We start from the raw sequence: 16,357 nt of genomic DNA on the forward strand, positions 1-16,357 counted from the left end.
AAAATTCCACTTGCATCACACTCGACACGCGGCTTCAAGTTCACCCAACAAGAAACTGAATCAGTCGCTGTCATCGACTGGTCATTTTGTCGCGAGGAAGCGTGATGGGTGCGTTGTCGCATCTGCGGATTGTCGAGATCGGAAGTGCCGCGGCGACGAGCTATTGCGCGCGATTGTTCGCCGATTTCGGCGCCGATGTGCAGAAGGTCGAGCCGCCGGCGGGCGATCCGCTTCGCCGCACCGCGCCGCTGACGCCGCAAGGGCACAGCGCGTGGTTTGCGTTCCTCAACTTCAACAAATCGAGTGTCGCGCTTGGCAAGGACGACGGAGTTCGTCTCGGCGAGTTGATCGCCGGCTGCGACATTTTGCTCGACGGGCGCGGCATCGATGCGGCCGACTGTCCCGATATCGATCTCGCTGCAATCAAGCGCGACAATCCGGGCCTGATCCATCTCGACCTCGCCTGGTTTGGCGATCGTGGCCCTTATGCCGATTTCGCCGCGACGGATTCCACGATCCGCGCGCTGACCGGGCTGGTGAAGCTGGTCGGACCCGAGCAGGGGCCGCCGATGCACGCGCCGGATTTCCAGACCGGCATCCTGGGTGGGCTGTGGGGCTTCATCGCCGCGGCATCGTCGGTGCTCGGTCGCATGCAGGACGGGCGCGGGCGCACAAGCCATCTCAGCCTCTTCGAGGCCTCTATCGCCGTCACCGAATACATCATGTTCGAGGCGTTCCAGCGCGGCGACATCATGCGGCGGATCGGCGTCAACCGCTTCTGGCCGACCTTTCCGGTCGGCATCTACGAGACCAAGCAGGGCTGGCTCGGCGTCACCACGGTAACCCCGGCGCAATGGCGCGCGTTCTGCGAGATGCTCGGGCTCAATGATCTCCGCGACGATCCGACGCTGGTCATGGGTGTCGACCGGCTGCGCCATGTCGCCGAGATCGAAGGCAAGATCCTGCCGAGGCTGAAGCAGCGCACCGCGCAGGAATGGTTTGCCGAGGGCCTCAAGCGCAAGATCCCGATCGTGCCGGTGCCGGAGATATCCGATCTGATCGCCGATGAAGAGAAGCGTGCGCGCGGCGCCATCGTCCCGATCACGGTTGGCGGCGAGACCGGCTTTTCCGCCGGCACGATGCAGCGGCTGACCGGAACGCCGCCGCTGCGCGGTGGGCGCGTGCCTGGTGTCGGCGAGCAGCAGGCGAGGCCCGAGGTCGCGCCACGCGCGCCTGCGCCGAAGCCGGCTCCGGCCAATCGCTTGCCGCTCGAGGGCATCCGTGTCGTCGACTTCTCGATGGGCTGGGCCGGGCCGATCTGCACGCGCACGCTCGCCGATCTCGGCGCCGACGTCATCAAGATCGAGGCGACGCAGTATCCGGACTGGTGGCGGGGCGTCGATCGCCGGCCGGCCTATGTGCTGGAGCAGATGTACGAGAAGTCGGTGCGCTACTGCATCATGAACCGCAACAAGCGCGGCATCACGCTCGACCTGACCCGGCCGAAGGGGCTTGCACTGGCAAAACGCCTGCTCGCCGATGCCGACCTTGTGGTCGACAATTATTCGGTCGAGGTGCTGCCCAAGCTCGGCCTCGGCTACGAGGTGCTGAGCAAGCTCAATCCGAAGCTGGTGATGATGTCGATGTCGGCGTTCGGCGCCGGCAGCGTGCATCGCGACTGCCGCGCCTATGGCTCGACGCTGGAGCAGGGCTCCGGCCTGCCCAGCGTGGTCGGTGATCCCGACGGCCCGCCGGTCATGAGCCATACGGCATTTGGCGACGCCGTCGGTGGCCTCAACGGCGCTGCCGCGGTGCTGACCGCGCTGATCCACGCCAAACTCACGGGGCAAGGCCAGTTCATCGATCTGGCGCAGATCGAATGCATGATGCCGTTCGCCGCGCCCTGGATCGTTGCACATTCGGTCGACGGCAACGAGCCTTCGAAATACGGCAACCGCCATCCGGATTTCGTGCCGCATGGTTGCTTTCGTTGTGCTGGGGATGACAGCTGGATCGTGGTCGCGGTGTCCGATGACGCGATGTGGCCCAAGCTCGCGCGGCTGCTCGGCCGCGCGGACTGGGCGGCGGACGAGAAACTCAGGATGGCTGCCGGCCGCCGCGTCATCGAGGCCGAGATCGAGGCGGCGATCACGGCCTGGACCTCGGCACGCGATCCGGACGCCGCGATGGCCGCGCTGCAAGATGCCGGCATCGCGTCCGGCGTGGCGCGGCTACCGATCGATCTCCTTGATGATCCGCAGCTGCACGCCCGCGGCTTCATCCAGCAGGTCGACCGCGCCTTCATCGGCAAACATCCGCAGCCGTCGATGCCGTTCCGCGAAGCCGATGCGCCGTTTGCGATCCGCTCGGTGCCGCCGACGCTCGGCGAGCACAACCGCGAGATTCTTGGCGGCATGCTCGGCCTCTCCGATGCCGAGCTTGAAGAGCTCACAAGCGAGGGCATTATCGGCACCGAGATGCTGATGGAGGAGCAGTTGGTGAAAGAGAAGAAGCGGGCGGCGGGTTGATGGAGCCAGGCCAGCCGGCAAAGCGCAGAGCGGAGGTCGCGCCCGACGGCGCGCGGCCGCTGCTGTCCGTGCGCGGGCTCGGCATCCGCTTCAAGACCACCCAGGGCATCTGGCAGGCGACGCGGCGGATCGATTTCGACATCGCCCCCGGCGAGCGCGTCGGCATCGTCGGCGAGAGCGGCTGCGGCAAGACCATCACCGGCCTGTCGATCCTGCGGCTGTTGCCCGGTAATTTCGCCGGCCTCGACGGCAAGATCCTGTTCGACGGCACCGATCTCGCCTCCTGCAGCGCGCGGCAGATGCGCGCGATCCGGGGCAAGCGGATCGCGATGATCTTCCAGGAGCCGATGAGCGCGCTCGACCCGGTCTTCACCGTCGGCCACCAGATCGCGGAGACGCTGCGGGTTCATACCGATGTTTCGTACGAGGAGGCGCGCGCCAGGACGCTGGAGATGCTCCGTCGCGTCGGCATCGCCTCGCCCGAACGGCGGATCGACGATTATCCGCACCAATTGTCCGGCGGCATGCGCCAGCGCGTGATGATCGCGGCGAGCCTGATCTGCGGGCCGCAGCTCCTGATCGCGGACGAGCCGACCACCGCGCTCGACGTCACGGTGCAGGCGCAGATCCTGGAACTGCTGCGCGACATCAGCGAGACCTCGAAGACCGCGCTGATGCTGATCACCCACGATCTCGGCGTTGTCGCCGAGACCTGCACGCGCATGATCACGATGTATGCCGGCGAGGTGATCGAGGACGCGACCGTCGACGAAGCGCTGGTGCGGCCGCTGCATCCCTATACGTCGGGCCTGCTGCGGTCGCTGCCGCATCTGAGTCCGCGCCACGGCCGGTTGCCGTCGATCCCGGGTAGGGTGCCGTCGATCGCGGAGATGCCGGCCGGTTGCCGCTTCCGTGCCCGTTGCGCGCATGCGGCGAAGGGCTGCGAAGCCGAGCAGAAGCTGCAGGACGCCGGTGGCGGCCGCAAAGTGCGCTGCGGGCGTTTTGCCGAGCTCAATCTGCCGGGTGCGCTGCATCCGCCCGAACCTGCCGCCGGCGCCAGGGTCGCGCGACAATGACCGCAGCAACAGCCGAGCCCCGTCGCGACGCCGTCGTCTCGGTGCGCGACCTCCAGGTCCGCTTCCAGACCTCGGATCGCCGTGCGACCGTGAAGGCGGTCGACGGCGTCAATTTCGACGTCCGCCGCGGCGAGACCTTCGGCATCATCGGCGAATCCGGATCGGGCAAGACCACGATCGGCCGCGCGCTGGTGTTCCTGCTCAACCCCAGCGCCGGCGCCATCCTGCATGACGGCATCGACCCGACGGCCCTGTCGCGCAAAAAATTTCAAAGCCATCGCCGCGACTATCAGATCATCTTCCAGGATCCGAACGCCGCCCTGAATCCGCGGATGACGATCCTGGCGTCCGTGCTGGAGCCGCTGGAGCTTGCCGGTGTCGGCAATAGCACCGAGCGCGAGCGGCAGGCGCGGGAGGCGCTGGAGCGCGTCGGCTTGCCGCAGGAGTTCGGCGAGCGCTATCCGCATCAGCTGTCCGGCGGCCAGAAGCAGCGCGTCGTGATCGCCCGCGCGCTGACGCTCAAGCCGAAGTTGATCGTCTGCGACGAGGTGGTGGCCGCGCTCGACATGTCGATCCGCGGCGACGTGCTCAATCTGTTTGCCGACCTGCAGCGCGATCTCGGCCTCACTTACGTTTTCATCACCCACGATCTCGCCGTGGTCTCGCATATCAGCGAGCGCGTCGCGGTGATGTATCTCGGCCAGTTCGTCGAGCTCGGCCCGACCGAAGAGGTCGCCGAGCGGCCGCTGCATCCCTACACGATCGCGCTGCTCTCGGCCGAGCCGCGGCCGCTGCCGTCGGCGATGCGGCAGGAGAGCCGCATCGTGTTGCAGGGCGAGGTACCAAGCCCGATCGATCCGCCGTCGGGCTGCCGCTTCCGCACCCGCTGCCCGCACGCCCAGCCGCTCTGCACCGAGCGGGTGCCGGAGTGGCGCGAGCTGAAGCCCGATCACTGGGTGGCCTGCCATTTCGCCGACCGCCCCGATTTTTCATCGAACTGAGAACACCGGAGAAACGCCATGACAATGACGACACGACGCGAGGCCATGGCGCTGATCTCGGCTGCGCTGGCCGGCACCACGCTCGGCGGCCGCGCGTTCGCGGAAGGCACGCCGAAAAAGGGCGGCACCTTGCGGCTCTCGGCGCCGGCCAACCCGTCGAGCCTTGATCCGGCAACCGGCGGCGCCGGCTCCGATCACGCCTTCCTGTTCACGATGTACGACACGCTGACCGAATGGGAATTCGACACGCTGAAGCCGAAGCCAGGGCTTGCCGAGAGCTGGAAGTTCACCGATCCGAATACGCTGGTGCTCAACATCCGCGCCGGCGTCACGTTCCATGACGGCACGCCGCTCGACGCTGAAGCCGTCAAGTTCAACCTCGATCGCAACCGCGGCGATGCGAAGTCGAACATCAAGGCCGATCTGCTGTCGGTCGCCTCAGTCGAGGTCACCGGCCCGCAGCAGGTGACCTTGAAGCTGAAGACGCCGGACACCGCGCTGCCCGGCATCCTGTCCGACCGCGCCGGCATGATGGTGTCGCCGACGGCGCTGAAGGCGGCCGAGGGCGGCGTCGTGACGCGTAAGCCGGTCGGCGCCGGCGCCTATACCTTCGTGAGCTGGGCCGATGGCGAGAAGATCGTGGTCAAGCGCAACGAGAAATACTGGAAGCCGAACCGGCCGTATCCCGACGGCATCGAAATCTCGATCATTCCCGAGCTCACCACCGGCGCCCGCTCGGTCACCGCCGGCCAGAACGATCTGATCTATCAGCTACCGCCGCGGCAGAAGATGATCATCGAGCGCGCCCCGAGCGTCAAGGTGGTGCACGGCCCGACGCTCTACGTGTTCCAGATCTTCCTGAACTGGGCCAAGCCGCCGTTCGACAACGTCAAGGTTCGCCAGGCGCTCAATTTCGCGATCGATCGCGAGTCCTTCGTCAAGGCCGCGCTCGCCGGCCTTGCCGAGCCGGCCTACATGAACCTGCCGAAGTCGCACTGGGCCTATGATGCCGAGGTCGCCAAGCTCTATCCCTACGATCCCGACAAGGCACGCAAGCTGCTCGCCGAGGCCGGCTTCAAGGAGGGCACCACGATCGAGATCGGCGGCTACACCGATCAGGATTCGGTGCAGCGCGAGGAGATCCTGATCGAGCAATTGCGCAAGGCCGGCATCAACGTGCGTTTCGTCAACGGCACGGTCGCGGAAGCTTCTGCTGCCTTCTTCGGTCCGGAGAAGAAAGGGGCCGGGCTGCTCTCGGCCTGGACCGGACGCCCCGACCCGAGCCTGACCTATTCGCTGATGTTCACCAAGGACGCCTATTACAATGGCGGCCGTGCGCCGGTGCCGGCCGAACTCGAAGCCGCGATCAAGGAATCGCGGGCGTCTGAAGATATCGAGGTCAGGCGCAAGGCCTTCTCCACCGTGCAGCGGCTGGTGATGGAGAATGCCTTGGTCGTGCCGCTGGCGTTCCAGTTCGAGCTGGTCGCCATGAACAAGAAGGTGCAGGGCTATCGGCCCAATCTGCTCGGCAAGCCGAAATACGACGACGTCTGGCTGGAAAGTTAAGCGATGGCGCGACGGTCACCGATCAAGGTCATCGGCAGCCGCCTGGTGCAGGCGCTGCCCGTGATCGTGCTCGCGACCTTCATGGTGTTCTCGCTGCTCAAGCTGGTGCCCGGCGACATCGCCGTCACGCTGGCGGGCGACAACGCCACCGACGCGCGGATCACCGAGATCAGGAAGATCTATGGCCTCGACCGGCCGTTCCTGGTGCAATATGGCGCCTGGCTCGGCAACGTCGCGCAAGGCGATCTCTCGCAATCGTTGCTGACCGGCGAGAAGGTCGCGGTTTCGATCGGCCGCGCGTTCCCGAACACGCTGCTGATCGTCTTGATCGCGCTGGTGCTGGCGCTGGTCACCGGCATCCCGATGGGCGTGATGGCGGCGATCAAGCCGAACGGCTGGGTCGACAAGCTGATCAGCATGCTCGCCTCGCTCGGCGTCGCGGTGCCCGGATTCTGGCTCGCGATGATCCTGGTGGCGGAGTTCTCGCTGAAGCTGAACTGGCTGCCGGCGACCGGCGCAAAATCCTTCAGCGCCTCGCCGATCGATGCGATCCGGCACGCGTTGCTGCCGGGGATCGCGATCGCGGCCTATGGCATGGCCGAGGTCGCGCGCCAGCTGCGCGGCGCGCTGCTGGAGGTGCTGTCGTCGCAATATGTCCGCACGCTGCATGCCAAGGGGCTGTCGATGTCTCGTATCCTCTGGCAGCACGGCCTGAGGAATGTCAGCGTCAATCTGCTCACGATCATCAGCCTGCTGGTCAACCGCATGCTGGCGGCAACCGTGGTGATCGAGGCGGTGTTCGCCATTCCCGGCCTCGGCAGCCTGATCGTGCGCGGCGCGATCCAGCGCGATTTCCCGATCGTGCAGGGCGTCGTCTTCACCATGGTGGTGGTGGTGATCGCGGTGAACCTGGTCACCGACCTGCTCTGTGCCGCGGTCGATCCGAGGATCGAGCAATGACCGACACCGCGCTCGCGCCGCTCAAGGCACCGGCGAAGCCGACCCGGCTGCGCCGCTTTGCGCGCTGGCTCGCCGGCGACCTCCGCGCCGCGCTGTCGATCCTGGTGCTGCTGGTGCTCGTCATCGTGGCGATCGGCGCGCCGTGGATCGCGCCCTATGCGTCGACCGCGCAGGACGTCAACAACATGCTGGCGCCGCCGGGACCGCTGCATTTGCTCGGCACCGACGATCTCGGCCGCGACATCTTCTCCCGCCTGATCTACGGCGCGCCGGCCACGGTTTATGCCAGCCTGCTCGCTGTCGGCGTCGCGGTTCTGATCGGGTTGCCGGTCGGCCTGATCGCCGGCTATTTCGGCGGCTGGATCGATGACATCATCAGCCGCATCATCGACACCTTCTTGTCGTTTCCCGCGATCGTGCTGGCGATCGCGGTCACCGGCGCGCTCGGCATCGGCCTGACCAACGGCATGATCGCGGTCGGCATCACGATGTTTCCGGCGCTGGCGCGCATTGTCCGCGCCCGCACGCTGATCGTGCGGCAGGAGCTCTATGTCGACGCGTCCAGGGGTTTTGGCGCGCCGACCTGGCATATTCTCATGCGCCATGTTCTGCCGAACACGCTGCAGCCGGTCATCGTGCAGGTGACGCTGCTGCTCGCTGCCGCGCTGCTGGCGGAAGCCAGCCTGTCGTTCCTCGGCCTCGGCATCCAGCCGCCGGATCCGAGCTGGGGCGCGATGCTAGCGCGCGCCTATCAATACATGGAAATCGCTCCGGAGCAGATGTATGCGCCGGGCCTTGCGATTCTTGTCGTCTCCCTGGCGTTCAATGCGCTCGGGGAGTCCTTGCGTGTCGTGCTCGATCCGACCATGAAGGATCGGTGATTTTTGATGGTGCTGTGATGTCGTTCAAGAAGCTGCTGATTGCCAACCGCGGTGAGATCGCGATCCGTATTGCCCGCGCCGCCGCGGATAGCGGTCTTGTCACGGTCGCGATCTATCCTGCCGACGATGCCGCCTCGCTGCATGTCCGCGCGGCCGACGAGGCGCACGAAATCCCCGGCCGTGGCGCGCGGGCGTATCTCGATATCGAGGCGGTGATTGCGGCGGCCAAGGCCGCCGGCTGCGACGCGCTGCATCCGGGCTACGGCTTCCTCAGCGAGAATACCCAGCTGGCGCGGCGCTGCGCCGAGGAGAAGATCGTCTTCGTAGGCCCGTCGCCGGAAGCGCTGGATCTGTTCGGCGACAAGGCCAAGGCCAAGGCGCTGGCGAAGAAGTGCGGCGTGCCGATCATTGCCGGCACCTCGGGCGCGACCTCGCTCGACGAGGCAAAGGCGTTCTTCGCCTCGCTCGGCGCCAACGCCGCCGTGATGATCAAGGCGATCGCCGGCGGTGGCGGGCGCGGCATGCGCGTGGTCGAGGATCTGGCCAAGCTCGATGAGGCCTATGCGCGCTGTCAGTCGGAGGCCAAGGCGGCGTTCGGCAGCGATGCCGTCTATGTCGAGCGGCTGATCCGGAAGGCCCGCCACATCGAGGTGCAGATCATCGGCGACCGTCATGGCGCGATCAGCCATCTGTGGGAGCGCGAATGCACGATCCAGCGCCGCAACCAGAAGCTCATCGAGGTGGCGCCGAGCCCGTCGCTGAGCGAGAGCCTGCGCGCCCGCATCATCGAGGCGGCCAAGCAGCTCGCCACCGCTGCACGCTACGACAATCTCGGTACCTTCGAATTCCTGGTCGATGATGAAGCTGGCGAAGGCGAGGGCGCGTTTGCCTTCATCGAGGCCAATCCGCGGCTCCAGGTCGAGCACACCGTCACCGAGGCGGTGCTCGGCGTCGACCTGGTGCGGTCGCAGCTCGCGGTCGCCGCCGGCGCCACGCTGGCCTCGCTCGGGCTGGCGCAGGCCTCTGTCCCGCTGCCGCGCGGCTATGCCATGCAGCTCCGCGTCAACATGGAGGTGATGGACGAGAAGGGGTTGACCAAGCCGACCGGCGGCACGCTCGCGGTGTTCGACCTGCCGTCGGGCCCTGGCGTCCGCGTCGATACGTTCGGCTATTCCGGTTACCGGACCAGCGCCGCCTTCGACTCCCTGCTGGCGAAAGTCATCGTGCATTCACCGAGCCCGAAATGGACCGATGTGGTGCACAAGGCGTCGCGCACCCTGCGCGAATTCCGGATCGGCGGCGTCGCCACCAACATCCCGTTGCTCGGCGCCATCCTGGCGCATCAGAGTTTTGCCCGCAACAAGATCAGCACCAACTTCATCGATAGCCATGTCGCGGCGCTGGTCGGCGCCGCGAACGAGCATGCCGCGCCGCTGCTCGAGGTGAGCGAGGCGGCTGCGACCAGGGCCGTCGCCACCGAGGCGGCGCCCGAGGGCTCGCTGCCGGTGCCGGCGCCGTTGCAGGGCACGATCGTGGCGATCGAGGTCGCCGAGGGCGATCTGGTTCGTCCCGGCCAGCAGATCGCGGTGCTGGAATCGATGAAGATGGAGCATCTCGTCACCGCCCCGCATGGCGGCCGGGTGACGAAGATCGCCGGTGGGCCAGGGGTCACCTTGATGCATGGCGAGCCGATCCTGTTCCTCGAGCCGGCCGAAGTCGACGGCCATGACGCGGCGGAAGAAGCGGCGATCGATCTCGATCACATCCGCCCTGATCTCGGTGAACTGATCGCGCGCAAGGCGATCACGCTGGACGAGAACCGCCCGGCCTCGGTGGAGCGGCGGCGCAAGACCAACCAGCGCACCGCGCGCGAGAATATCGCGCAGCTGGTCGACGAGGGCTCGTTCGTCGAATACGGCTCGCTCGCGATCGCGGCGCAGCGCCGCCGCCGCAAGGTCGAGGACCTGATTAAGAACACGCCAGCCGACGGCCTGATCGCGGGCGTCGCTACGGTCAACGCCAAAGACTTCGGCGCCGACGGCGCGCGCTGCATGGTGATCTCCTACGACTACACCGTGCTCGCCGGCACCCAGGGCCATATGAACCACAAGAAGATCGACCGCATGCTCGGGCTCGCCGAGCAGTGGCGTATGCCGCTGGTGTTCTATGCCGAGGGCGGCGGCGGCCGTCCCGGCGATACCGATCGGCTCGGCATGACCGGCCTCGACGGTCCGTCCTTCGTGCAGTTCGCCAAGCTCTCCGGGCTGGTGCCTGTGGTCGGCGTGGTCTCCGGCTATTGCTTCGCCGGCAACGCCGCGATGCTCGGCGTCTGCGACGTCATCATCGCCACGAAGAATGCCTCGATCGGCATGGGCGGTCCGGCGATGATCGAGGGCGGCGGGCTCGGCGTCTATCATCCGGCCGAGGTCGGCCCTGTCTCGTTCCAGTCACCGAACGGCGTGATCGACATCCTGGTCGAGGACGAGGAAGAGGCCACGACGGTGGCGCAGAAATATCTGTCCTACTTCCAGGGCGCCGTCGCCGATTGGAAAGCGCCGGACCAGCGGCTGCTGCGCCGCGCAATTCCAGAGAACCGACTGCGCGTCTACGACATCCGCAACGTGATAGACCTGATCGCCGACGAGGGCTCGGTGCTGGAGATCCGCAGGGATTTCGGCGTCGGCATGATCACGGCCTTCATCCGTATCGAGGGAAGACCGTTCGGCCTGATCGCCAACAATCCGAAGCATCTCGGCGGCGCCATCGACGCGGCGGCCGGCGACAAGGCCGCGCGCTTCATGCAGTTGTGCGACGCCTTCGACATCCCGCTCGTCTCGCTGTGCGACACGCCGGGCTTCATGGTCGGCCCCGAAGCCGAGAAGACCGCGATCGTGCGCCACGTCGCGCGGATGTTCGTCACCGGCGCCAGCATCACGGTGCCGCTGTTCGGCATCGTGCTGCGCAAGGGCTACGGTCTCGGCGCGCAATCGATGATCGGCGGCGGCTTCCACGCCTCGTTCTTCACGGTGGCCTGGCCGACCGGCGAGTTCGGCGGCATGGGGCTGGAGGGCTATGTCCGGCTCGGCTTCCGGAAGGAGATGGAAGCGATCGCGGATCCGGTCGAACGCGAGAAGTATTTCCAGACCAAGGTCGCCGAACTCTACGCCAACGGCAAGGCGGTCTCGATCGCCTCGGTGCTGGAGATCGACGAAGTGATCGATCCCGCCGACACCAGGCACTGGATCATGGCGGGCTTGCGCTCGGTGCCGAAGCCAGAGCCGCGGACGCATCGCAAGCGGCCGTGCATTGATGCGTGGTAAGGCCGCGTAGGGTGGGTTAGCGGATCGTGCCACACATTCGGTGTCGTCCCGGCGAAGGCCGGGGACCCATAACCACCGATGGTCATTGTTGCACGACGCTGGGGCCACAGCTCACTTCAACGACGCAAGTCTGTGGTAATGGGTCCCGGCCTTCGCTGGGACGACGGTGATGGATGGGGCAGGCGACTCGGGTCACTTAAGGAATCAGTCCAACCTCAACTCCGCATATCCCCCCGCCGCGACCGCGTCGCATCGCTCGCGATAGGCCGGCGCGCTGCCGCTGTAGCGGGCGACGATGCGCCTTTGCTTGCCGTCGACGTTGCGGTTGATCCCGGTCATCCAGGAATCGACCTCGTTGGAGAGCAGGCCGACGCCGAGCGCCTTGACGTGATCGGTCCAGCCGGCGGTGCCCTCCGGCGTGGCGTCGAGGAAGGTCAGGCCTCTCTGCTGCGCGAAGCGGATCAGGCCGGTGACCCAGTCGACGCTGTACTCGATGCTGCGCGGGATGTTGCCGAGCGCGGTGTGCGGACCCATCAGCATCATCATGTTGGGGAAGCCGTCGACCATCAGCCCGAGATATGTCTCCGGGCCGTCGGTCCACTTCTGCTTCAGCTGCGCGCCGTGCGCGCCGCGGATGTCGATCTTGTCAAAGCTGCCGGTGATGGCATCGAAGCCGGTGGCGTAGATGATGATGTCGAACGCGTAGTCCCTGTCGCTGGTCCGGATACCCTCGGGCGTGATCCGCTCGATCGGTGTTGCCTTGATATCGACCAGCTCGACATTGTCGCGATTATAGACCTCGTAATAGAAGGTCTCGAGCGGCAGCCGCCGCGTGCCAAAACCGTGGTTTGTCGGGATCAGCATCTCCGCGACCTTCGGGTCCCTGACACGCTCGCGGATCTTGCGCGCGACGAAATCGCTGATCGTCGCATTCGCCTTGCGGTCGATCAGGATATCCCTGAAATTGCCCTGCCAGATGCCGAAGCCGCGCTCGCCATAGAGTTTTTCGTAGAACGCCTCGCGCTCTGCGTCGCTCACCTCGAACGCGCCGCGCGGATCCGGCGTATGCACGAAACAGGCAAACGTCTCCTTGCAGCGCGCGAAGATCTCGGGGTACCCGGCCTTGATCTTCGCCTGGGTTTCCGCGTCGATCTTGACGTTGTGCAGCGGCGCCGCCCAGTTGGCGGTGCGCTGGAATATGGTGAGGTGGCCGACCTCGCCGGCGATGGTCTGGATGGTCTGGATGCCGGTCGCGCCGGTGCCGATCACGGCGACTCGCTTACCGGTGAAATCGACCTTCTGCTTCGGCCAGCGCGCGGTGTGAAATGACTGGCCCTTGAAATCGTCGATGCCCGCGACGCGCGGCAGGGTCGGCGTCGACAAAGGACCAATCGCGGTGATCAGGAAACGGCAGCTGTGCCGCGCGCCGCTCTCCAGCGTGACCTGCCAGTTCCGTGCCTCGTCCTGGTAGATCGCGGACGTGACGCGGCTCTCGAACTGGATGTCGCGGCGCAGGTCGAACTTGTCGGCGACGTAGTTGCAGTAGCGCAGGGTCTCGGGCTGGCCGGCGAAATGCTCCGACCATTCCCATTCCTGCAACAGCTCCTTCGAGAAGGAATAACCGTAGGAATAGCTCTCGGAATCGAAGCGCGCGCCGGGATAGCGGTTCCAGTACCAGGTGCCGCCGACGCCGGTGCCGGCCTCGAACACGCGCGCTTTGAGGCCAAGCTCGCGCAGCCGGTACAGTTGATACATGCCGGACAGGCCGGCGCCGATGATGATGACGTCGTAGTCCAGCGCAGCCGTCTGGGCGGTTTCGTCCTGGCGCAATGCGGCCACCTGTCGTTGCTCCCCGATCGATCGATTGCCGGCAAGGCTAACCGGTCTTGCTGCCGCCGACAAACATCGCAGAGCGGGGCTGCTATCGCGATTTGCCGGGTTCGCCCGCCCGCGCGCATTCCGCGCGGCGGATGGTCCGCCCTGCGGCTTTACTCGGCTGTGGGATTGCCTCTATCGTCAGTCGGACACAACGATCGCCCGCCAAGCGGCGACGGAACCAGCGGGAGTGAAGCGATGGGAGAGGCGCTGCGCAGGTCGACGTCGTCAGATGTCAGCAATCCCCGGCTTTATCAGGACGACACCTGGCGTCCGCTGTTCGCCCAGCTCCGCCGCGACGATCCCGTGCATTATTGCGAGGCGTCAGCCTACGGGCCGTATTGGTCGGTGACGCGCTATGACGACATCTTCGCGGTCGAGCTCGATCACCAGAACTATTCCTCGGCCTCCGAGCTCGGCGGTATCCAGGTCGCTGACCAGCCGAAGGGGCAGGAGCGGCCGAGCTTCATCCGCATGGACCCGCCCGGCCACACCGCGCAACGCCGCACGGTGGCGCCGATCGTGGCGCCGTCGAACCTCGCCAATTTCGACGCCTTGATCCGCAAGCGCACCTCGGCCGTGCTCGACGCGCTGCCGCGCAACGAGACCTTCGACTGGGCCGAGCGGGTCTCGGTCGATCTCACCAACATGATGCTGGCGACGCTGTTCGATTTCCCCTCCGAAGACCGCGCCAAGCTGACCTGGTGGTCGGACGTCGCGATCGCCAATGTCGAGTCGCCCGACGCTGTGGTGCATTCGGAGGCTGAACGCACCGCCGAGCTGGTCCAGATGGGAGACTATTTCCGCAAGCTATGGGACGCGCGGGTCGATGCGCCGCCGACCTTCGACCTGATCTCGATGCTGGCGCATTCGGAAGCGACGCGGAATCTGGAGCCGCGCGAGTTCATCGGCACCATCGGGCTCCTGATCGTCGGCGGCAACGACACCACGCGGAATTCGATGTCGGCCGGCCTGATGGCGCTGTGCGAGAACCCCGAGCAGTTCGAGCTGGTTCGCGCCAGGCCGGAGCTGATCCCGAACCTGGTGTCCGAGACCATCCGCTACCACACGCCGGTGCTTCACATGCGCCGCACCGCGCGCAACGATGTTGAGCTCGCCGGTCGGTCGATCAAAAAAGGCGACAAGGTCGTGATGTGGTACATCTCCGGCAACCGGGACGAGGACAAGATCGAGCGTGCCGATGAATTCATCATCGACCGCGCCAAGCCGCGCCAGCATCTTGCCTTCGGCGCCGGCATCCACCGCTGCGTCGGCGATCGCCTCGCCGAGCAGCAATTGCGCATCCTCTGGGAGGAGGTTTTGGCGCGCGATCTGCGTTTTGAGCTGATGGGCCCACCGCAAAGGCTCTATTCCAATTTCATCCGCGGTATACGAAGCTTGCCGGTGAGAATCGTGAATTGAGGCATTACCCCGTCATTGCGAGGAGCGAAGCGACGAAGCAATCCACCTCGCTGCCTGGGGGAAGAATGGATTGCTTCGCGTCGCTCGCAATGACAGAAGAAGAAATTCCAAGGAACAAGAATGAAGAACGATCCCGTTGACGTCCTGATCATCGGCGCCGGCGCGTCCGGCGCCGCGGTGGCCTGGAGCCTCGCCGACACCAAGATGCATATCCTCTGCCTCGATCAGGGCGGTTGGATGAATCCCGCCGAATATCCAAGCACCGGGCGCGATTGGGAGGCGAAATTCTACGGCGAGTGGTCGTCGAGCCCCAACATCCGCAAACGGCCCGAGGACTACCCGATCAACGACGACAATTCGCCGATCAAGGTCGTCAATTTCAACGCGGTCGGCGGCTCGACCGTGATGTACACCGCGCACTGGCCGCGGCTGCATCCGTCCGACTTCAAGGTGAAGACGCTCGACGGCGTCGCCGACGACTGGCCGATCGACTACGACGCGCTGACGCCGTTCTTCGAGGAGAACGATCGCATGATGGGCACGTCGGGCCTGTCGGGCGATCCGCTGTCGCCGCTGTCGCATCCGCCGATGCCGCCGCAGCCGCTCGGGTTGTCGGGCCCCTTGATCGGCAAGGCCATGAACAAGCTCGGCTGGCACTGGTGGCCGTCCGACACCACGGTGGCGACGACGGATTACGAGGGCAGGGCGCGCTGTATCAATCTCGGCCATTGCACGCCGGCCTGCGCGCAGGGCGCAAAATCCTCCACCGACATCACCTACTGGCCGCACGCGATCCGCGCCGGCGTCGAGGTCAAGACCCATTGCCGGGTGCGCGAGATCCTGACCAACGAGCACGGCATGGCCTCCGGCGTCGTCTATTACGACAAGGACGGCGTCGAGCAATTCCAGCCGGCCGAGGTCGTCATCATCGCCTGCAACGGCGTCGGCACGCCGCGGCTGCTGCTCAACTCGGTGTCGGGAAAATTCCCGAATGGGCTGGCCAACTCGTCCGGCCTGGTCGGCAAGAACCTGATGTTCCACCCTTACGCGCAGATCTACGGCTTCGTGAAGGAGCCGACCGACAGCAATCGCGCGCCGCCGACCTGCCTGTGGAGCAAGGAGTGGTATGACACCGATCTGTCGCGCGGCTTCGTGCGCGGTTACGGCGTCCAGTTCGTCCGCGGTGCGGGCCCGGTGTTCGAGGCCGTGACGAGCGAGCAGAAGGGTATCCTGCCCTGGGGCAGGGATCATCACCGCGTGTTCCGCAAGCTGAACGGTCATCGGCTCGGCTTCTCGGCGATCTGCGAGGATCTTCCGGAGGAGCACAACCGCGTCACGCTCGATCCGGTGCTGAAGGACGGCCACGGCATTCCGGCGCCGCGGATCGACTACACGATCAGCGAGAACAGCCGGAAAATGATGGACCATGCGCTGGCGCGCGGCCGCGAAATCCTCGAAGCCGCCGGCGCGACCGATCTCTGCGTCAACGCGCCGATCCCCTGGGGCGGCTGGCATCTGCTCGGCACCGCGCGGATGGGCACCGATCCGGCGCGCTCCGTGGTCAATGAATGGGGCCGCTCGCACGACGTCAAGAACCTGTTCATCGTCGACGGCAGCATCTTCGTCACCTCGGGCGGTGTGAACCCGACCTCCACCATCCAGGCCCTCGCGCTCTACATCGCCGACCAGATGAAGCAGCGCCTCGCCAATCTGTTCGATTGAGACCGT

10 protein-coding genes are annotated in these 16,357 nt (G+C 65.9%); 9 read left to right on the plus strand and 1 reads right to left on the minus strand.

The features are described from left to right. Positions 1 to 104 precede the first annotated feature (104 nt). From JQ616_RS22650 to JQ616_RS22680, 7 genes are read left to right on the plus strand one after another with little or no spacing between them, the layout of a single operon-like run. Positions 105 to 2,528, plus strand: coding sequence for a CaiB/BaiF CoA transferase family protein (locus JQ616_RS22650; RefSeq protein ID WP_212018192.1), 2,424 nt, complete (start codon positions 105 to 107; stop codon positions 2,526 to 2,528). Further along, on the plus strand, positions 2,528 to 3,604 hold the full coding sequence (locus JQ616_RS22655) for an ABC transporter ATP-binding protein (RefSeq protein ID WP_212018194.1): 1,077 nt from the start codon (positions 2,528 to 2,530) through the stop codon (positions 3,602 to 3,604). The genes JQ616_RS22650 and JQ616_RS22655 overlap by 1 nt, the downstream gene beginning before the upstream one ends. After that, a complete protein-coding gene (locus tag JQ616_RS22660; protein WP_212018196.1) occupies positions 3,601 to 4,605 on the plus strand; it encodes an ABC transporter ATP-binding protein in 1,005 nt (334 codons plus the stop codon). The genes JQ616_RS22655 and JQ616_RS22660 overlap by 4 nt, the downstream gene beginning before the upstream one ends. 18 nt (positions 4,606 to 4,623) lie before the next feature. Next, positions 4,624 to 6,171 (plus strand): ABC transporter substrate-binding protein, encoded by a 1,548-nt coding sequence (locus JQ616_RS22665; protein WP_212018197.1) that lies wholly within the window; start codon positions 4,624 to 4,626, stop codon positions 6,169 to 6,171. Positions 6,172 to 6,174: 3 nt separating this feature from the next. Continuing rightward, positions 6,175 to 7,131: an ABC transporter permease gene (locus tag JQ616_RS22670; RefSeq protein WP_212018199.1), complete on the plus strand. Its 957-nt coding sequence runs from the start codon at positions 6,175 to 6,177 to the stop codon at positions 7,129 to 7,131. Then, positions 7,128 to 8,012: an ABC transporter permease gene (locus tag JQ616_RS22675; RefSeq protein WP_212018201.1), complete on the plus strand. Its 885-nt coding sequence runs from the start codon at positions 7,128 to 7,130 to the stop codon at positions 8,010 to 8,012. Before JQ616_RS22670 ends, JQ616_RS22675 begins: the two co-directional genes overlap by 4 nt. Positions 8,013 to 8,029: 17 nt before the next feature. Then, on the plus strand, positions 8,030 to 11,332 hold the full coding sequence (locus JQ616_RS22680) for an acetyl-CoA carboxylase family protein (RefSeq protein ID WP_212019122.1): 3,303 nt from the start codon (positions 8,030 to 8,032) through the stop codon (positions 11,330 to 11,332). Between the two features lie 204 nt (positions 11,333 to 11,536). Here the strand turns inward: JQ616_RS22680 and JQ616_RS22685 are convergent, their stop codons facing one another. After that, on the minus strand, positions 11,537 to 13,171 hold the full coding sequence (locus tag JQ616_RS22685; protein ID WP_212018203.1) for a flavin-containing monooxygenase: 1,635 nt from the start codon (positions 13,169 to 13,171) through the stop codon (positions 11,537 to 11,539). A 234-nt stretch (positions 13,172 to 13,405) separates the two neighbouring features. On the opposite strand from JQ616_RS22685, the gene JQ616_RS22690 reads away from it, so the two are divergent. Next, entirely contained in the window at positions 13,406 to 14,629 is a 1,224-nt protein-coding gene (locus tag JQ616_RS22690; RefSeq protein WP_212018205.1) for a cytochrome P450, read from the plus strand. A gap of 120 nt (positions 14,630 to 14,749) precedes the next feature. Next, a complete protein-coding gene (locus JQ616_RS22695) occupies positions 14,750 to 16,351 on the plus strand; it encodes a GMC family oxidoreductase (protein WP_212018207.1) in 1,602 nt (533 codons plus the stop codon). Positions 16,352 to 16,357 lie beyond the last annotated feature (6 nt).

Origin of the sequence: Bradyrhizobium tropiciagri (assembly GCF_018130545.1) — a bacterium.
Lineage (GTDB): Bacteria > Pseudomonadota > Alphaproteobacteria > Rhizobiales > Xanthobacteraceae > Bradyrhizobium > Bradyrhizobium tropiciagri_A.